This is a genomic window from Sphingobacterium sp. WOUb80 (assembly GCF_050058145.1).
Classification (GTDB): domain Bacteria; phylum Bacteroidota; class Bacteroidia; order Sphingobacteriales; family Sphingobacteriaceae; genus Sphingobacterium.
In genome coordinates this window covers 1,071,848-1,092,785 of the sequence record NZ_CP165617.1, presented here as the reverse complement: position 1 = coordinate 1,092,785, position 20,938 = coordinate 1,071,848, and the positions used below count along the sequence as shown (strand labels likewise).

General features: G+C 45.3%; 13 protein-coding genes. 2 read left to right on the top strand and 11 right to left on the bottom strand.

The features are described from left to right. The first annotated feature begins 18 nt into the window (after positions 1–18). Together AB1Z56_RS04310 and AB1Z56_RS04305 are read left to right on the top strand one after the other, a co-directional pair. Positions 19–795 carry a helix-turn-helix domain-containing protein gene (locus tag AB1Z56_RS04310; RefSeq protein ID WP_426791190.1) on the top strand — a complete coding sequence of 259 codons (777 nt, stop codon included), beginning with the start codon at positions 19–21 and terminating at the stop codon, positions 793–795. 139 nt (positions 796–934) lie between these two features. Continuing rightward, positions 935–1,951 carry a LacI family DNA-binding transcriptional regulator gene (locus AB1Z56_RS04305; RefSeq protein ID WP_309361082.1) on the top strand — a complete coding sequence of 339 codons (1,017 nt, stop codon included), beginning with the start codon at positions 935–937 and terminating at the stop codon, positions 1,949–1,951. 6 nt (positions 1,952–1,957) lie between these two features. Here the strand turns inward: AB1Z56_RS04305 and nagA are convergent, their stop codons facing one another. The 11 genes from nagA to AB1Z56_RS04250 form a co-directional block, all read right to left on the bottom strand. Further along, positions 1,958–3,157: an N-acetylglucosamine-6-phosphate deacetylase gene (gene nagA / locus AB1Z56_RS04300; RefSeq protein ID WP_310078563.1), complete on the bottom strand. Its 1,200-nt coding sequence runs from the start codon at positions 3,155–3,157 to the stop codon at positions 1,958–1,960. Position 3,158: 1 nt separating this feature from the next. Next, positions 3,159–4,478, bottom strand: coding sequence for a sugar MFS transporter (locus AB1Z56_RS04295; protein ID WP_426791189.1), 1,320 nt, complete (start codon positions 4,476–4,478; stop codon positions 3,159–3,161). 8 nt (positions 4,479–4,486) lie between these two features. Beyond that, positions 4,487–5,221 (bottom strand): glucosamine-6-phosphate deaminase, encoded by a 735-nt coding sequence (locus tag AB1Z56_RS04290; RefSeq protein WP_313265624.1) that lies wholly within the window; start codon positions 5,219–5,221, stop codon positions 4,487–4,489. Between the two features lie 38 nt (positions 5,222–5,259). Further along, the gene (locus AB1Z56_RS04285; RefSeq protein ID WP_426791188.1) at positions 5,260–6,681 is read right to left on the bottom strand and encodes a Gfo/Idh/MocA family protein; all 1,422 of its coding nucleotides are present in this window, start codon (positions 6,679–6,681) and stop codon (positions 5,260–5,262) included. Positions 6,682–6,686: 5 nt separating this feature from the next. Beyond that, complete coding sequence (locus AB1Z56_RS04280; RefSeq protein ID WP_426791187.1) at positions 6,687–8,723, bottom strand: alpha/beta hydrolase family protein; 2,037 nt, start codon at positions 8,721–8,723, stop codon at positions 6,687–6,689. Between the two features lie 15 nt (positions 8,724–8,738). Further along, complete coding sequence (locus AB1Z56_RS04275; protein ID WP_426791186.1) at positions 8,739–10,286, bottom strand: SusD/RagB family nutrient-binding outer membrane lipoprotein; 1,548 nt, start codon at positions 10,284–10,286, stop codon at positions 8,739–8,741. 11 nt (positions 10,287–10,297) lie between these two features. After that, positions 10,298–13,381: a SusC/RagA family TonB-linked outer membrane protein gene (locus AB1Z56_RS04270; RefSeq protein ID WP_426791185.1), complete on the bottom strand. Its 3,084-nt coding sequence runs from the start codon at positions 13,379–13,381 to the stop codon at positions 10,298–10,300. Between the two features lie 325 nt (positions 13,382–13,706). Then, a complete protein-coding gene (locus tag AB1Z56_RS04265; RefSeq protein WP_426791184.1) occupies positions 13,707–15,548 on the bottom strand; it encodes a carbon starvation CstA family protein in 1,842 nt (613 codons plus the stop codon). A gap of 29 nt (positions 15,549–15,577) precedes the next feature. Then, positions 15,578–17,227, bottom strand: a complete 1,650-nt coding sequence (locus AB1Z56_RS04260; protein ID WP_426791183.1) for an FAD-dependent oxidoreductase — start codon at positions 17,225–17,227, stop codon at positions 15,578–15,580. A gap of 6 nt (positions 17,228–17,233) precedes the next feature. Beyond that, complete coding sequence (locus AB1Z56_RS04255) at positions 17,234–19,237, bottom strand: FAD-dependent oxidoreductase (protein WP_426791182.1); 2,004 nt, start codon at positions 19,235–19,237, stop codon at positions 17,234–17,236. Between the two features lie 8 nt (positions 19,238–19,245). After that, positions 19,246–20,937, bottom strand: a complete 1,692-nt coding sequence (locus AB1Z56_RS04250) for a RagB/SusD family nutrient uptake outer membrane protein (protein WP_426791181.1) — start codon at positions 20,935–20,937, stop codon at positions 19,246–19,248. Position 20,938 lies beyond the last annotated feature (1 nt).

The window sequence follows — 20,938 nt, the reverse complement described above, 5'->3', positions numbered from 1 at the left end:
AACAATTGTTATTCAATAATGCCAAAATCCACCATTCCCTTTGTTCAATGTGCCAAGAACTTCCACGATGGCACAATTGACTTACGTAACTATAGACAATTCAATACAGAAATGCATGCGCACGACCAGGTACAGGTACTTAGCCCAACAAATGGTACCCTCTTTATTTATACCGAAAAAGCCAGTTTCTGTGTACCTAGTACTTTCTTTGTATATATCCCGGCACATGTCCCACACAAAATCATTTCCCGCTCTCAGCAACTGTCATTAAAAACCATTTTTTTGGATATGAACAATATGCACGAGGAAGTTAAGGTGTATCCATCAAATGAATTGTTGAATCATTTTTTGATTTTTGGACAGCGACATTGGAAGCTTAAAGACCACGATGCGTTGACAACATCTACCTTGGAGGCCTTCAAGTCTATGCTTCCAATACTATTGGCTAAACCGATCCTGTTACAAATCACGCCGGCAAAAAGTGAATTGATGATCCAGGTAAGCACGTATATTCTCCAACACCTCGACAATAAATTGTCAATCGCTGAGATTAGCGCTAATTTTTTTCTATCGGAGCGAACACTTTTCAGGCAGTTTAAGGAAGAAATGCAGATCACCATATTCCAGTTTATAAAACAGCATAGACTTCTAAAGGCTCTTCAATTATTGGAAAATAAGGATATGCACATCGCTGAAATTGTCTATCAAGTCGGGTATGAAAGTGTACCTAACTTTTCCAATCTATTCAAAGAATATTTTGGACTGTCACCGCAACAGTATAGGACAAGGCTATAATAATAAATACTATATCATTATTAACTGTATTCTCGTCACGACCGAACTAGTGTGACCTGGAGATATGGATGAAGATAGATCCTACATTTTTCGATAGTTTTTAGTATTTTGTATCGTAATTTGTTAACCCTATCTAAATATGAAGAATCCTTTAGGCATCAAGGATATCGCCAAGATGCTCAAAATTTCGGTATCGACAGTTTCGCGGGCTTTTCGGGATACCCACGATGTCAATCCCGAAACCCGAAAAAAGGTGCTGGCACTCGCCAAGAAATTAAACTTTAAGCCTAATAAAAATGCTTCCGCCTTAGCTTCTGGTTCAACAAAAAATATAGGTGTGGTCATTCCCTTTATCACCAATTATTATTTTTCGATGGTGATTTCAGGTATTCAGGAAGAAGCTTATGAACGCGATTATAATGTGATTCTCTACGTCACCAACGATCATGTCGCACGGGAACAGAACCTATTGGAAAACCTATCAACGAGCAGTCTGGATGGACTTCTTATTTCGATCTCTTCCGATTCATCCACAAACGATCATTTTGAACAATTGATGGCCAAGGGAATGCCAATCGTATTCTTTGACCGTGTACCTAAAGATATAGATGCCTCCAAAGTTGTCCAAGATGATTTTGCAGGAGCCTTACAAGCGACCGAATACCTAATCCGACAAGGCTATACGCGCATTGCTCATATTGCTGGACCCGAAAATCTGCAATTTACACAGCAGCGGCTAAATGGTTATCTACAAGCACTGGAACAGCACAACATGGTCATCGATCCGCGTCTTATTGTATATTCGGGTTTTTCACAGGCTCACGGCGCCACTGATGCTTTGAAGCTACTTGCCCTCCCCGATCGTCCAGACGCGATCTTCGCTGCCAATGACCGCAAAGCTGTTGGTGCCATTCAGACTATCAAGCAGCAGGGGCTCCGTGTAGGCCAGGACATTGGCGTCATCGGATTTACCAATGATCCTATTGCTACAGTGGTAGAACCCAATTTAAGCACAATTGAAGAGCCTGCCATGGAGATCGGCAAAAGGAGTTGTGCGCTGCTCATCCGTCATATAAAAAATCGGGATTTTGAAATTCAGGATATGGTATTGCCTGGCAAATTAATCGAACGGGATTCTACCAAACGATCCTCTTAGTGTTCTTTATTTACTGTAACGTAATTCACCAGCAACAAAACTGTGATGAATGACCACATCATCATCAAAAAGTACAATATCTGCTTCCATTCCTATAGCTATTGCTCCGATCTTATGATCCAGCCCAAGTAGTCTTGCGGGGTTGATCGTCATCATCTGTACGGCTTCTACCAAACTAACGCCTCCCTTGTTGACCATTGTGCGGAGGAGGCGATCTGCAGTAGCCACGCTACCTGCAAAAGAAGAACGATCGGTCAGCTTGGCTACGCCTTCCTCAACAATTACTTCAGTTCCGTGACGCAAGCTTCCCAACACGCTTTTACCCTCGGGCATACCAGCTGCACGCATCGCGTCGGTAATCAGAATCATTTTATCCGCACCTTTCACTTTATGAATTAGCCGCAGAAAAGGCTCGGGCAGATGGACACCATCTGCTATAATCTCCACATCTATCTGGTCCAATAGAAAACAACTCTCAATAGCTCCGGCATAACGATGCGCGTGAACGCGCCTCATGCCCGACATACCAGAGTAGAAATGTGTTGCCAAGCGATATCCAACTTCGACCGCAGGTAATATCTCCTCATACACTGCATCGGTATGTGCCAGAGCCAATAAGATACCATGACTGCGCACAGCCCGTCCAAAGTCCAATGCTCCAGGCAGCTCAGGAGCCGCACTCCATCGACTGATGAGGTGGTGATAACGTTCAAGTATAGGCATGTATTCTTTTGGATCCGGATTACGGATATACTTGGGGTCCTGCGCCCCCCGTTGGTTCATCGCAAAATAGGGCCCTTCGAGATGCAGACCTAAAAATCGGCTCCCTTTGCTATTCTGCTCCCTAGCTGCTTCATAGACGGAGAAAAGTTCCAATAGCTCCTCGCGTTCACTGGTCAAGGTGGTCGGCAGCATGGCAGTGGTACCATAACGTAGATGCGTTTCGGCAACAGTTAAAAATGCAGACACACTGTTATCCATAAAATCAGCGCCGCCACCGCCATGGACATGTATATCAATAAAACCCGGTGCAAGATACAGCCCCCCGGCATCCAGCCATTGGGCAGCTGACCAATCTTCTTCGACAGCTTCTTTTGACAAATAGCCTTCGCTAATATGCACAATTTTCCCCTCGGCAATCCATACTGTTCCATCCGCGATCACGCGGTAAGGTGTTATAATATTGGTATTTGTTATAATCCACATGTTAATTCGTTGATTTTTTTGTTTGTCCTGACCATGTCTGAACCCGATACCCTTTAAAGGCGTAAAATAACAGGTATAAAAAACATGGCGTCAATATCCAATAGGCTGATTTAGGATCGATCGTATCGGCCAGTACCCCATAGAGGAGCGGAAGTAAAGCATTGCCACAAAGTCCCATAATTAATAGTGCCGATCCTTGTTTGGCCAATGGACCGAGCCCTTCAAGCGCCAATGGCCATATGCCTGCCCAGATAAGTGCATTAGGAAACCCAATCAATACAATAAACCAGATCGAAATATCCAGATCCATATTAAACAGGACAACATGTCCATGAGTCGACACGACTAAGATAGACAAAATCAGACCAAGAACTGTACTGAAACGCAACATACTGTGTTGACTGAACACTTTGGGAATCAAGACAATTCCCGACAAGTAGCCTAGTATTGTGGCCGTCAACGTATAGGAAGGTAGTGCTTTGGCTTCCAGTAGGGATAGGCCCATCACCCCTGCATAATTGATGATCGTATCAATCGCGATAACCTGTGTACCCACATGGAGGAATATTGCCACAGCACCCAGAATGAGGTGTGGGTATTGAAAGATACTTTTCTTGGTTTCGTCCCTGTCTTTCCCTAGGCCATCTTGTTGTTGATCCAATTCGGGAAGAATAGAAAACTTAACAAACAGCCCGATCAATAGTAAGATGATTCCGACCGCAGTATACGGGCCTACTACGCGTAATATCAATTCATCCAAAGCCAATGTACGCGCCGTTTCTGTCATCTGTGGAAGCTGCTTAAAGAGCTCATTGTCCTGTGGGCGTAAAATAATATAGGAAAATAGTAAGGGTGCCAGTATACCTGCTCCCTTATTACAAATGCCCATCATACTAATCCGTTGCGCTGCACGTTCCTTTTCACCAATCAGGGTAATGTATAGATTGGCGACGGTCTGTAACAGGGCTAATCCACTTCCCAACGTAAATAGACCAATCAAAAAGATCGGATAGGCCCTATTATAGGCCGCAGGGACAAATAAAAATGCCCCCAATGCCATAATCCAAAAGCCTACCATAATTCCATTTTTATAGCCTATTTTTTTGAGCAAATACGAGGAAGGCATCGACATCAACAAATAAGAGATATAAAATGCAAAAGCAACAAGGTATGACTGAAAATTGCTCAGTTCACAGGCTATTTTAAAATATGGAATGAGAATCGCATTAATCCAGGATACAAATCCAAAGATAAAAAACATTGTTCCAATAATGCCTATGGATACCCAGGTAGTTTTCCTATCGCGTGCCGATGCTGTCATAGGATACATCATTTTAAAAGCGATGCAGATCCCGCGTCCAAGTAGCATGTGCAGTCGGCATGCTGCTGCAAGATACTCGCAGGATACAAATTGGAAATAGGTTGCGTGAGGCAATTTTTCACAGCTAGTGCTTTACGTTCATCCGGTACAGCACAGATTATTTTCTGAGCTGATAGAATCTGCTGTATGGACATACTGATAGCTTGCAATGGCACTTCGGCGAGTGAGCCAAACCATCCTTCTCCCAACTGCTGACGACGACACTGCTCGTCCAGATTGACAATTAGATAAGCATCTTTTACATCAAAATCAGCAGGAGGATCATTAAAAGCCAAATGACCGTTCTCTCCAATTCCCACAAAGGCAACATCGATGGGATGTGCTTTAATCTTGTTGTGCAGACGTCCACATTCTGCAGCTGGATCCGCTTCACCATTAATCAGTACCACTTCCTTCAGTGTCGCCACCTGCGTGATGAAACGCTCGGTTAAGTATTTCCGAAAGCTAGCTTTATGGCTAATTGGCATGCCAATATATTCATCGAGGTGGAACATGCGCACCTTGCTCCAATCGATATTATCACTAGCCACCAGCGTTTCTAATGTTTCGAACTGGCTCTGTCCGGTTGCTAAAATAATGTTGGCTTCTCCCCTCGCCGCAATGGCAGCGTTAATAGCTTCAATTCCTGCAGCTCCTGCATGTTGTCCCAGTTCTAACCGGGTGTTAAAAGTTTTGATGTTCACGTCTCTTGATTTAATATAATATTCTCGTTCTGTTTTGTTTATGATGATATTGTGCTCGTTTCCCTCGCCAGCTCAATATCATGTACCTGATTATTTTTCCAATGACCAGCAGTAAAATCAGGCACCTCAATTGGCTGGGAACCATTGGCGACCGACCATTCACTTAAAGGGCCAATGACGCTCCAGCTGGCGGCATCATAGACATCCATGTCCATCGGTAAACCATTGCGTAAACAATCGATCAGGCGCCAGTCCATCATAAAATCCATGCCACCATGGCCACCGATCTGCTTGGCCAGTTCGCCGATCTTTTTGACAATACCCGGTGTATATTGCTCTTCCAGTTTGGTCATCTCCTCGGCAGACAGGAAATCGGCATGGCCAATAGCGATTTTGCCGGGCAGAGGATATTTCTGCGCAAAGGCTTTGGTACCACTAATCAGATGGAGGCGTGAATAAGGCCGTGGCGAACTCACATCATGCTGTAACATTATGGTACTGCCGTTATTGGTGAGGATATTGGAAATATTCATATTGCCCCGGAAGGGTTTGTCTATATAAGACTCAAATTCCTTATCCGTCGCAGCCATTTCTTTGGCCTTCTGCCCTAGCATAAAATCTTTTGAAGACATCGAACTCATATACTCCATCTTATTACCTCGGTTGACCTTCAGAATCTGGCAGATCGGTCCCAGACCGTGGGTGGGATAAAGATTCCCGTTGCGTGTCGCATTTTCCTTTAAGCGCCAAAAATCAAAGCGTTTTTCGGCATCAAAAAAACTCTCCAGAATGTCGTGGATATAAGCCCCTTCGCAGTGGACGATATCTCCAAAAAAACCTTGTCTAGCTAGATTTAAGGTCAGCAGTTCAAAATAATCGTAGCAACAATTTTCCAGCATAACACAATGCTTTTTGGTCTTCTCGGAGGTTTGTACCAGTCGCCAGCAGTCTTCCACCGTCGTCGCTGCTGGAATCTCCAAAGCGACATGCTTCCCTTGTTCCATGGCATATATCGCCATCTCGGCATGCAACTTCCAATGGGTTGCAATATAGATAAGATCATAATCTGCCTGTTCACACATCTTTTTCCAGTGTTCGGCATTTTCGGTAAATAGCTCCGCGCGGTGACCAGCTGATTTTATCCTTGCCTTTGCTTCGGCAGCCTTTTCGGCTCGTACATCACAGATGCCGTTGATCGCAACACCTTCAATCTGGCTCATACGTTCCACTGCAGCAGATCCCCTATTGCCAACCCCAATAAAACCGACTCTTACGGTTGGTATTTTGGGGGCCGCGTAGCCCGACATATTAAATGTAGCTGTATATTTCTTTGCTGCTTCCAGCCGGATATGATCCAGATTTGTCTTTGCTGAAGCCTTATTTTCCTGTCCACAGCCAGCCATCAATCCAATTCCAGCCAGCCCGGACAGTTTTAAAAATGATCTTCGATTTGTTCCCATAATGTTTAATTGATAAGGAGTGTTCCTTGGTTATTTAATTGCTTCTTATAGTGCTGCACTTTGTTTTTTAATTGCTGTTTATTTGTTATTTCGCAAGGTTTACCGTCCAACTGGTAGAGTCCATCGACCATGACTCGCTGTTCATTGAGCGCGAGCAGCATCGGAATATCGCCCCAATGGAGAATACCGGGAATATGGATCGCCATATTGTAGCTGTCCAGCGCTCCCGTTGCACTCGGCAAATAACTGATGGGGAGCTCGCGAAGCAGTAATTCCTGTTCTGAGGTATTCAGCACATTGCTGATCAATGCTGCTATGGCCGTCTCCCGATCTGCAATCAAGAGCTGCTTGCAGGACTTATATTCTTGTTGCAGATAAGCATTGACAAGCCCAATTTCAGACGCCCAAATCCCCATCATGCTACTACCCATCCAGAGCAGTGAGCGCGAAAGTGTATGAAAGCGCGGTAACGCTCCATCGATTTTATCAGCAGTAGCTGAAGAGCGCTCACCGAGCCCAAAGAGATCTATGAGCACCACTCCCTCACCTTTACTGCGAAGCGCCTCAATTTCCTGCATAGCGACCTGTTGCTTACCAATCGAGGGGAAATAGACATGTAGTGTATTTGCGTTGGTAAGAGGCGGGCTTATCAATAACGGAATCAGCTGTCGCGTCGATGTCTCCAATAGAACCCGTTGCCAGCCCTGTTGCGATTCCAACGTCTGAACACGCAGCAAACTATCGGTACCCCCTGTATAAAGTAATGCCCGCAGTTGTTTTTTGTAATCCACTTTATCCAGAGTGGATGTTGCAATCCGTGATTCGGTCCGACTAAATTCACGGCTGATAAAATCCGGTATACTGAGGATCAGCTCTTGCTTGACCCCATGTTTCAGTACTGCAAGCTCATTTGTATCCAAGAGAAGCACATTGTCCAACTGCAATCCTTTCTCGCGCATCACACCAAATGCCCCATCAAACCAATTTATCATACTTATATTCATTTCTGTGGTATAGCTATGTGGTTCATCAAAAAGCTCATAATCGATCCGTTCAGGTACCCCTTGCCGCGCAAAAGCTTCCTTGGCTATACGAAAAGACTTGAGCATCTGATGAGCGTTGAAAGCAGCGTTACCATCTTTAAGTGCCGAAATAATCTTAATTGCCTTAGGCGCCATTACCTGTAACAGTTGTCCTTCTTCAAAATGCAGGAGTCCATTGGGATGGAGTTCGCAGACACAATTGCTGTTCATGATATAGGCGCGGAAAGTTCCGACGCTGACGACAGGAACGGCGGCCTTGATCCGCGGATCCATAGCCGCGAGCCACATCGTCTGATTGCCACCACCACTGGCCCCGGTAGCCCCAATCCTTTCGGGATCTACCTCAGGTAAGCTACAGAGCAGATCAATGGCACGACTGTTTTCAAGTAGCTGTATACCCATCAGAGGTGTGCCCAAATCGAGCAGTGCCGACCCAAGATTAGCTCCATGATACTCATGCTGATGCCCACGTCCGCGCTCGCCCGACCCCATGGCGTCGATACAAAGACATACATAGCCGTTGGATGCCAACATATGAGCCGTACGCTGAACAATCTCACTTCGCCGCCCCGGTGGCCAATGTCCGTGGCTATTGAGTATTGCTGGAAACGGTCCCTTGCCTTTTGGCACATATAAGCTTGCGGGAACATACAGCCCAGGCAAGCTCTGAAAGATCAGGCTGTGAATGGTATAATTGTCCTGCTCAATTGACGAAATCAGCTGCATGTCCAGTGACGGAATAGCATATCCTTCCAGTTTCAGGTTTTTTCTGACCAACTGAACAATATCTTGCGTATTTGAAGCTTTCTCGCAATCCAAAGCCCTGATAAGTTGTTCTGCCTGATCTTCCACCATGACCTTTATCGGGTCTATTTCAGCAGGTATGGCCAATACGCTGGGCAAGGCCGCTTGTTGTTGTTGTTGTTGTTGTGCTTGAATGCTCGAATTTAATCCCATAAGAATACCGAAAGAAACTAACCAGATCTTGAAGTCTATCATTGTAATTTACCCAATTTAGTCCACATCCCACCAGAGTTTGGTTGCCGCATTGTCTGTACCGCCAAGCAGTGCACGTCCTTTGCTCAGTTCAACCAGATTGTCTGTCGCCTCGGTCAGTGGATAAGGCAATCTTTTAATAAATGTCCCAATAGGCAGGTCTGCGTTGTCGGACTGGATCAATGAATACATTTTTGGGAATCCTGTACGCCTGTATTCCGCCCAAGCCTCCATACCATTGGGATAGATCGCCAACCACTTCTGTACGCCGATCTGTTCACGCTGTTCGGCCACGCTTGTTGCCCATTTGACGGGGATATTGGCTACAGCCGGCGAATTATGATAATCGCCTGGAGCGATAGGCACATGGTTTGATGCGATGTAATTACTGATCTGCGTAGCATCTGTAACGCCCCATTGTTCCATACTTGTTTTGATGCCTTCCTCGTACAGTTGCTTGGCCTCACCGCCCATATTCCAGCCATTCAACGCCCCTTCGGCGCGTAAGAAAAAAGATTCGGCAGTACACATCACATGGAAATTCTGGGTAAAATTTCCTTCAATAGCCACGCCATTGTAACGTACCCAATAGGTGCCTACATTGGAATTGGAGCCTGACTGATTACGTACGTTCCCTAAATCCGTGGCCGTAGCCCCATTTCGTACGCTATTGAATGCCTTTCCAATATAACTGGGTTGAAAATAAATACCTAAACGTGGATCGGCATAGCCTTTTAGGTATGAAGCAATAGTGGAACTCATTGAAAATTCGTTCCATACGGCAACTTGCGCCAATCCATTGGTATCATTTCCAGAAAGGGATTTGAGCATACTGGCATTGTGCGTATTGCTAGACATCAGACCGGCAGCAACAGCTGCTTCTGCTTCGACTTTTGCTTGATTGGCATCCACCTTAGCGATACGCAAGGCCAACCGCAAACGGAGCGAATTAGCAAATCTGATCCAGTTTTCGGTGTTTCCATCGAAGATCAGGTCGTATCCCTGAAAGATTTTCGTTCCGGCTGGTAAGGCCTTCAGATTGGCGACCGCTGTAGTCAATTTTTCAAAGAAATCTGCATAGATCTTATCCATGGCGTCATAAGGAATAACGTCGTTGGCCTCGGCAGCACCGAAATAGGGTATCGGTCCAAATTGGTCTGTTAGCCGATGAAAGGCATACACCCACATGATATTGGCCAATGCAGCCTCACCTGATTTGGGTTCTGTATTTTCGAGAATGCTTTTGAGCTGTGGTGCGGTATCGACATAAATAACTGTCCAAAACCGGCGCTGCCAATCCGGAGTAAGCAGATAACGGTCTGTACTAAACGAATTCGTAGTGAGTGCGAAATATTGGGCATATAGATCCGGCCCCAGATTTTGCACTGTTTGATAAAAAGATCTATTCATTGCAGCCGAAGACTGTGCCTTGGCAAACATAAAGGGTAATTCACGCTGTGTGATCACCGTGATATTGTTCGGATCGGTATTGATATCCTGAAAGTCTTTGGTACAGGACAACAAGCTTAGTGCGAATAGCGAAGTAAAGAGGGTGCTTTTTTTCATTGTTCAAGGATTTAAAAAGTTAACTTAACATTCAGTCCAAAGGAACGGACAGTAGGCGGCAAGCCCACTTCAATTCCCTGAAAATTACCCGCTCCCAATGCTGCTTCAGGATCTATGGGGTTGTCTGTTTTGCCTATTCCCGGAATATCCAATTTGGATTTTCCACGATAAAAGAAAAATAAGTTGCGGCCCGTCAGCATGAGCTGTGCACCTTTGATCGCAGCGGTATTTTTGAGGTTAAATTTGTAACTGACAGATAGTTCACGTAAGCGGACATTGGTCATATCATAGGTAAAGAATTCTCCCCAGGCATCGCGTCCGTTCTGCGATACACGGGTCCAAAGCTGCTGCGCTGTGATAGCCTTGGCATTCGCTGCGCCACTCGCGTCCACGGCATCCAGCACCAGCCCCCCTTCCCGGTAATCTGTGGTATAATCCGCTACTCCGAAAGCCGCTAGATAAGCCGAGGTACCCGATACGATCTCACCACCAATACGTGTATCAATCAAGGCATTGATCGTAAAATTCTTATAGCGGACCGAATTTGACCAGCCCAATAAGGCCTTAGGGTTAAAATTGCCTAATTTTTGATTCGCTTCGACCACCGGCAACCCGCTATCGTCAACCACATATTTCCCTGTCGCCGCATCCCTTTTCCACTTATAACCGTAAAGATCCCCGTATTTCTCCCCTTCATTGACGACAACAGAGGCATATTTGGTACTTTCGGTAATCGTTGCTCGTTTTGTCCTCTCGTGCAGTTCAATCACTTTATTGGTATTGGCTGCAAAATTGAAAGTGGTCTGCCATTCTAGATTTTCTTTTTTTATAGGCGACGCAGTTAATTGGACCTCAATTCCCTTATTTGCTATATTTCCCGCGTTGATGTATTGCCTGCTAAAACCGCTTGCCATTGGCAGTCCAAGAAACAAAAGCTGATTAACTGTATTACTTTTGTACATCGTCAAGTCAAACCCCAATCTGTTGGCAAAGAATTTCATATCCAGTCCCGCTTCATAGGATTTGGTCAGCTCAGGTTTCAATTCTGGGATTGCCTTTATTGGTGAACGAGAGATAAATCCTTTTCCCGCACCGAGCCCAAAAGAATACAATTGTTGAAGCAGATAGGGATTCGCATCGTTACCGACCTGCGTATAGGAAGCCCTTAGCTTGCCATAACTGATCCAGGCTGGCAACTTGAGCCATTCATTGAAAATAGTGGATACGCCGATTGAGGGATAGAAATAACTGTGTGGAGATTTTAAGGTTGAGGTCCAGTCGTTTCGTGCCGTCATATCGAGAAAGGTATGATTAAAAAAGGCCAGCTGTGCACTTCCATAGACCGAATTTAGACGTCGTTGGTAACCATTGATAAGTAGAAATTCTGGCGTTGTAGCCATCGTTAGACTAAACTCATTTGGTACGGACAGGCCGTTGGCCATATTCTGAAAGCTACTGTACTCCCGATTTAAGGAACTTGCACCAACATTATAGCTAATTTTGACCGCCTCATTAAGTGTATTATTTCCATTGAACAACAAATCAAAGTTGCGTTCCTGATAGCGCGCATGTGTTTCATAATATTTACCTCCAGGGCGGACATCGCCAAGAGAAACAGTACCTGCGTAGAATGCCCCGGTTGTCTTATCAATGTATTTATCATAACTGAACCTTCCCATTACATTTAGCCAATCCGTCAACTGATAGGTTGCCGAACCCAATGCGGTAATGCGATCGCGTACTTCATTGACCGAGGTACGGTTGGTACTCCAATAAGGATTGTCGTATACAGCAGAACCGGACCAGTACTTCCGTCGCGGCTCACCGGTAACCGGATCAATATCCTCAAAATCTTTAAGTTCAGCCTTATCCATATCCCGTGGCATCACATACACTTCCACTGGGATTCCCATATCGCCTAAACGCGGGCGATTGTCAATCTGCTGGTTAACGTAATTGAGTTTTACATCTGTTTTTAGTTTTGGGATCAGTTCCGTATTTATGCGAAGATTCAAGCTATTCCGTTTCAAGTCGTTACCAGGAATAATACCTCCAATTTTATTGTTTGTATAAGAAACATACCCCTGCACCTTTTCCGTCCCTCCATAGGTGCTAATACTATTGTTGAAGGAACTCGCATTTTCAAAGAAATCGCGGACATTATTTTTATAGGTTTGCCCTTGTGGTCCCCAGCTCTCACCGACATTCGTACCACTGACACCTCCATTTCCCCGCCCGTAGGTATTCTGGAATTTACTGAGCAAGTTGACCTGATCCAAGGATGCACTACCATTGTAATCAATATTATACCGACCAGCCTTACCTTGTTTAGTTGTAATCAGTATGGCACCATTTGCGGCCCTGCTTCCGTATAGTGCAGCAGCCGAAGGACCTTTGAGCACATTGATGGATTCTATATCGTCCGGGTTGATATTCGCGGCGCCATCGCTCGTCCCATAATTGTAAGTTGTTCCGGTAGCTTGTTGTGCACTGGAATTATCATAAGGTACACCATCTACCACGATGAGCGCATTGTTATTACCGGAGATGGACTTGTTGCCCCGCAAAACCACTTTGGCGGAAGCACCGGGTCCCGTAGCCGCCGTAGTCACCACAGCACCCGCGACTTTACCCGTCAGACTACTCAGCACGTTGCCACTGTTGTCGCGGGCATCATTGACTGCACTTCCATCCAGTTGTTGTGTCGCATAGGTCAGCCCCCTGGTCTGACGTTTGATACCCAACGCGGTAACTACCACTTCATCAATCTGTTGACTTTCTTCGTTAAGAGCTATCTGGAGATTACCAGTTGATGGAACAGCAATTTCGAGTGTCTTAAAACCCAGCAGCGAAACTTTGAGCCTATCCCCTGCATTCGCTCTGATATTAAAATTTCCCTGTTTGTCTGTTCGTGCTGCAACAGGCATACTCAGATTGGTGATCGTTACACCTTCCAAGGCGGTATGATCGGTCGCATTGGTGACACGTCCCTGTATTGTTGTAGTCTGTGCCGTAGCGATACCTGTCCAAAGGAAGAGACAGCTCAGCATCGTGCCTACTGAAAATGTTCGATTACTGTGGATATGAACTATCATAATTTATCCATTTAGGGTTGAGATTTTTAGTTTATTCAATTGCGTTATAACTCAAAGAAAGACCTAAAAGCCTAAAAATCCAACACTTTCACCGGATAAAGTAGCGGTAACGTTATCGAAAATCACGGTCCCTTTAGCACCCAACATAGCACTTAATTAGGAACACATTTTCCATCAAAAAACTTACAATATAATTTAAGAGTAACAAAAATCCGCAAAAAAAGGTATTTAAACAACCTATTTATTACTTTTAAATTTAAAAAAGTGATCAATAGGAAATTAAAAAAGCTTAATTATGATTTTAAGTGTGGTTTGAAACTTCCGCTTAACGATCAACCAATTCCTTGACAGATTCTCCATTTTGGTCGATAAATTTAGCCTCAGTTTTAAATAACTGATACCATTTTCGGAACGTGCCTATAAAGACAAGCAGCATCAAAAGCATGGCCAATATAGCCAATGAAGCTAATAGCAGCTGTCCCTTAGGCAAATAAATATCCATCACCTGTAGATAGCCAGCCCAAAAGGTAATCGCGGCCATAAATACGCCCGGAATTGCCGTAATTAAGGCATATTTCCCCCGGTTCATCCGAATAAGCATCGTCGTACATACAATAAGGCCACAGGCAGCCAACAGCTGGTTGCTGATTCCAAATAGCGGCCAGATACTGCTTACATTGCCCGTAAAAACAAGATAGCCCCATGAAAAAGTAAAAATAGCGCTGCATAACCAAATGCCCGGTTTCCAATCCTTGTCTTTAAAAACCGGGAAGATATTGCCCAGCATTTCCTGCAAAAAGAACCGTCCGACTCGCGTCCCGGCATCGATAGCTGTAAGAATAAAAACGGCTTCAAACATGATAGCAAAATTATACCAATAAGCCATCACATTGTCCATAAAGGGAACTTTATCAAAAATATGGGCCATCCCGACAGCCAAGGACACGGCTCCCCCCGTACGGCCGTGAAGGTCTACTCCTATACGATCTGAAAAATGCTGCAAATCTACCGCTTTTAATTCGGGATACTGAGCCAAAAAATGTGCATAGTCACCGACTGGTGTGTTGATCGCAAAATAGTCGCCGGGCAGTAAGGTGCAGGCAGCAATCAATGCCATTAAGGCAACAAATCCCTCCACCAGCATTGCACCATAGCCCACAAAAAGAATTTCCCTTTCGGTTCCCAACATCTTAGGCGTTGTTCCGGTGGCAATAATCGCATGGAAACCCGAAATTGCACCGCAAGCGATCACGATAAAGATAAAAGGCAGCACAGGTCCGCCGATCACAGGTCCACCGCCATGGATAAAATCGGTCAGTGCTGGCATCTGTATGGTGGGATGCACAAACACAATGCCTACGGCCAGCATCAGGATCGTACCGATCTTGAGATAAGTGGAAAGGTAATCGCGTGGTACCAGAAGCAGCCAGATGGGTAAGACTGAAGCTAAAAATCCGTAAATAGCAATCGCGATTGAAATGGTCTTCACATCCCAATCGAACAGGTTATGAACGATCGGAATCTCCATCAAACGATGTCCAGCAATGATGCCAACGATCAACAAAATACCCCCCAATACACTGGCCAACGCAACAGATCCTGTTTTATACCGCATCAGAAGTCCCATAAAAATCGCAATTGGCATGGTCAGAATAATGGTAAATAAGGACCAGGGGGCTTCGTGCATGGCGCTAATGCAGGCCAGGGACAGCCCGGCCAAAGTGAGGATCAGAATAAACAGAACGGCTATACCGGCTATACCACCGACAACGGGGCCGATCTCCTTGGACGCAATGGTAGCAAGACTCTGCCCTTTGTGCCGTACAGAAGCAAACAGAACAACCATATCATGCACACCACCGCCCAGGACACAGCCGATCAAAATCCAAAGTGCCCCAGGAAGATAACCAAACTGTGCAGCCAGCACCGGACCTACCAATGGTCCTGCCGCGGCTATTGCGGCAAAATGATGCCCAAACAAGACCTTACGGTCCGTCTTAACGTAATCATGGCCATCAGCAAACTCAACCGCTGGAGTTGCTACCGCATCGTTGAGACGTAGCACTTTCTGCGCCATAAAAATTCCGTAAAAGCGATATGCGAGCGCAAAAATTAAAATTGACGCAAAAACCAGCGTGAGGGCATTCATATTAGCCAAATCCATCATATATCTAAGTATAATTCTAACGCAATATATTATTTTTGTTCCAAGACTTGCCCTGCTTTCAACAGCTCCTTTTTTAATAGCCCGTAGCCGACATGCTGCACAACATGATCATGATCAAGTGCCAATACTGCAGCGGCACCAGCACTCTGCCCCAGCACCATAAATACGGGCTCCATACGAATTGAACCAAAGGCAATATGTGAACTGGATACGCAGACAGGGACAAGCAAATTTGTACATTCATCGCTCTTTGGGATGATCGATCCATAGGAAATAGCATAAGGCCGTGGTACGTGAACACCGATATCACCTTCATTTTGAACATATCCTTCTTTGGTCACATAGCGTTGTACATTGTGGGAATCCAACGTATAGGAGCCCATGCCAATCGGATCTTCTACCTGGTTCCTCCCTAGAATATTATGCTCGGTCGTCACATATTGTCCAAGCATCCGCCTCGCTTCACGTATATACAATTGAAAAGGCCAATTGTCATTATCTTTAAATTCATCGTTTGCCAGCCCCCATTCAGCCATCTTTGTCCTGATTGCCGTTGGGACCGAAGGATCATTGGCCATAAAATAATATAAGCCCTGCTGATATCGGCGATGGGCTTCGATAATGGATTTGCGTTCGGCATAGCTCGCTTCGGGATAACCATAATTCATCCCAATAAAATCGGTGCTGAACGGACCGTGGTTATTGGCATCGGTCTTATGATTGGGCACCAGATCAAATTTTTGAAAGGCTTCGTCCCAGCCGGCACGGAATAGACGTTGCAGCAGAATATAGTGCTGTGGATCGTAGCCAACAGGCTTAGCAAAGGGTTTCCGATTGCGGGCATCATTGGTCAGACACATGCGGAAGCAATAAGCCTGCAGCCTCTGATCTGCTGCACCATATTGCCCGGGATCTTCTGCAGAAACGCCGAATACCAGGCCACTGCCCGGATCGCCTTCACGTTTATAGGGGCTAATCTGCGCAATAAAGTGATGCCGGTGCTGAAAGACTCCGGTCTGCACACCGTTCCACTGCTCCCCATAAGTCTGGTTGGCCTCCCGCCCGATCGTATAGCTTACCTTGGCCAGCGCCATCAGGTCGCCTTCATATGTGGCATCTATAAATATCTTCGCTTCGTAGACTGTTCCGTCTAAGGTCTTAATCGATTTGATGGCTGTTGATTCTTTTTGAATGGCACTTTCCTGCCGATCTAAATAAGCTCCACGGACCACATCAATCTGATGATCCCGCACCCAGGCATCAAAAATACGCTCGGCGACATGAGGCTCAAAGATCCACATCGTCCCATGCGCACTGTCCATCGCGACGGTACCTTGCCCCCGATTGCCAAACGAGGCCCTGGACTGCCAATTCCAGCTCGATTCTTTCGAATAATGATCATAGACGTCCTGATAGAATTTTTTGGCTAGGCCCCCAATAACTGCTTTATTGCCGGTATCGGTAAAGCCAAGTCCACCCGAACTAAGACCTCCCAAATGCTGATCGGGCGATAAGACGACTACAGACTTACCGGCCTGCTTCACTTGCAATGCGGCAGTAATCGCCGCAGGAGTTCCCCCATAAACCAAAACATCCACCTTTTTGGTCAAATGCTGCGCTTCACCCTGTAGAAAAGCCAAGACAAGCACTAATTTTAACCCTATTTTTATCTTTTGCATATGTACTTAATTTTGATCTGAAACCGGAACCCACAAGATGGCATTTGCAGCCAAAACGCCCTTTGCGGCTGGCATAATCTCAACATAAGGTTTGTTGCCGCCATTTTCAAATTCATATTCACCGAGTGCTACCCAGGTACTGGTTGTCTGTCCGAGAATATGGACCTCCTTGAAATTTATATTTTTTTCGATCCTTGTCTTTCCGGTATGAATAATGAATTTTCCGGCTTCCGTGCTTTCGGCAGTTTTTGGAAAATAGCTATAAAGTTTATACCTCCCCGCGGCAAAATCTTTTCCAGGCGTAAAACGTGCGACAGCAGCGAGATCAGTATCCACTTCCTGATAACTCATACCATAACCTTTTTTTGAAGAGACGTGCCAAGCTCCTTTCAACATCACTTGATTTTTATTTTCGACGTGAATAATATAATCGGCCATCCGGCCATCTGCTTTCGGATTGTCGCGCAATATTTTCGCTACGCGTTTTATATCAACATCTTGAACGGCTATTTTGTTGTCGATTGCTTCGCAAGCCGCCACAGCACCAGATTGCCCCAATACCATAAACACAGGCTCCATGCGGATGGACCCAAAAGCGATGTGACTTGCCGACAGACATACGGGGACAACAAGATTGTTGATTTCTTCTTTTTTGGGCACAATGGCCCTATAGGAAATCGGAAAGGGGGAGAAACCGCCGACCTCAACATTGCCCTCGTTTTTGACCATGCCATTCACGATCACACGATCGCAGTTGTGCGAGTCCATGGTATATGCAGCATAGCCTACGCCATCGGATACCAGCGCACGACCCTGACAATGGTCTTGGGTCATGACAACATCAGCAATCATCCTTCGGGCTTCGCGGATATATAATTGTGGAGACCAATGCCTATTGTCAAGATATTCATCTTTGGGGTATCCCCATTTTTGAAATTCGCTTCGGATCGCCTCTGGTACCGAACTATCGTTGGCAACAAAATATAGCAGACCTTTGGTGTAATCTTCATGGGCCTGAATAATCTCTTTCCGTTCGAAATAATCGGCTTCGGGATAACGCCAGTTCATGCCAATCATATCTGTTGAAAATCCATTCCTGTTATTGATATCAGTCTTTCCATTGGGCATCAAACTCCAGATAAATACGTCCTGCATACTCTTCCAAGGCTGTATCTCCTTTTGGCGCTTTAAGAGTTCGTATTTGGTTGCGTCGTAATTGCGGGGTTTGGTGATTACTATTCTATTTTCAGGGACATTGGTCAATGTGATCCGATAATTATAGGCTTGAACCTTGGCATCTCCCGTTCCATTTTGTTCTAAAGGATCCGTATTGATCCCCCATAAAATGCCACTCTTAGGATCACCTTTTTTCTTATAAGGGTCTACACCATCCGGAAATTGATGACCGTCTAACAGTTGTACACCATTAATTGTCTCGCCATAGGTGCTATTCGGCTCTCGCCCCACGTGGTAGGATACACCAGCTTTGGCCATGAGGTCACCCTCGTAGCTGCAGTCCATAAACACCTTGGCACCGACAGTTATCTTTTTGCCATTCCTGCTCTCGCTTGGAAGCAGTGAAATAGTTTTAATCGATCGATTGTCGGTCTTTACAGCTATCAAACGATGCCCCATTAGCATTTGTGTGTTTGCATGTGCCAGATAGTCCTTAAAAATAGATTCGGCTACCTTGGGTTCAAAAATCCATTGTTCAAAACCGCCATAGTGCTTGCCCATTTTGCGATAAAAATCAAGAGCGAGCCCTGTGACGACATATTTGTTTCCGATATCCGTCTGCCCCAATCCACCGGAGCTGAGCCCGCCCACCCGTGTACCAGGATCGATCAGTAGCACTGATTTTCCGGCCTGTGAAGCGGTATAGGCGGCTATTACACCGGCTGAGGTGGCGCCATAAATACATAGATCTACCTGTCTGTCGGTTTGCCCTTTGACTAAATGCCAAAACATCGTCAAAAGTCCAATGGTCATTACGAGTGTCTTTTTCATCATCTTAGGATTTAATAGCCTGGATTTTGTTCCAGATTTTTATTGGTTACAATTTCAATATTCGGGATCGGCCAAAGGTAATTCTTGTTGGGATCGAACTTTCGGAGCTCGATAACCCGCATGTCTTTCTGATTAGCGACATTTTTATAATTCACGTAGTTATCCGAATCGATCGTCGGTGCATTGGCCAGCAAGCCTTTTGGAATACGGCCATAGAGCGTCGAATTCATAAATTTATCGGCTAGTTTCCAACGTCTCAAATCGACTAGACGAAAGCCTTCATTGGCTAACTCGTAAAGTCTTTCTTTCCGTACAATCTCGCGCAGCTCAGCTTGCGTTTTATTACTCGCGATCGCTGGCATATCGACGCTAGGGCGCTGCCTGATGCTGTTGAGTGCGTCATAGACGGTTTGGTCGATCTTATTGTTTTCGATCATCGCCTCGGCGTAGATCAACAACACTTCGGCATATCGGCTCTGAATAATATTTAACTCCGATTCCATGGTAAAGTCCTTGTCTTTTATATCGACATATTTTTTCCAGCAATAACCAGAAAAGGTCGCATATGCATTGATCGCATCCTGATTTTGGATACGTACTGCTGTGGACGTATTGTATGTGTAGTTCCAGCAGGTTATGCTATCCTTATGTGTCTCAAACTGAAAACCAAAAAATGTGGTACCAGGGAGTGCAATAGTGTATCCCAAACGCGGATCTCGATTGGCGAATGGTTTTTTAGGATCAAATCTGGAAGATTTGTCAATGGCCAATCCGTCTGTACAGAGATAGCTATCAACAATGGATTGCGATGGAATTTTGTTGGAAGTCCCTTGTGCGTTGCGCGACAGAAATCCACGCGTAGCACTGTGGGTCTTTGTTTTTTGTAACCGTAGATATTGAAAAGCAAAAATAATCTCCTTGGAAGCCTGCCCATCATAGGTAAATAATTGGCCGAAATCAGCGTGTAAGGCATATACTTTCAGACCCATGACTTCTTTGGCCGAACGTGCTGCTTCTTCCCAAAGTCCATTATTAAGTGCTGCCCGAGCGCGTATGGCCAATGCCGCTCCTTTGGTCGCACGTCCAATATCTGCCGAACTATAGCTAACCGGTAAAATAGCTGCAGCTTCATCAAGTTCTTTGAGGATGAAGCTAGCAATTTCAGCCTTCGATGTTTTCGGAACATTCGCATCAGCAAGGCTTAGGCCGCTCGTTACCAGGGGTACTCCGCCAAAGTAATCGATCAGATATTGGTAGACATAAGCCCGGATAAACTGTGTCTCGGCTTTATAACGCTTTTGGAGATTGGCATCCATCTTTCCATCCAACTTCTGGATATTATCCAGGATGAAATTACATTTGCCAATGACCTTATAAGAATTGGTCCAGATATTCCGGATGTAGCCATTGTTGCTATCGTGGTCTCCTCTTCCCACAGCTTGTAAATCAGAGGTATTACGGTCCCAGCCAATATCGGTGGCATCATCAAGTGTAAGATTGATAGGCATATCGTCCGTTGGGTGAAATGCCAAGGCGCTGTACAAACCATTGACAACCAATGTCAGCTCGTCCTGATTTTTGAAATAATTTTCGTCCGAAGGGCCATCCAAGGGAGATCTATCCAGGTATTTTTCGCATGCCCCCACCAAAAGGAGCATTGCAATCGACAGCATATATAACGCGAGTTTATTTAGAGTTTTCATA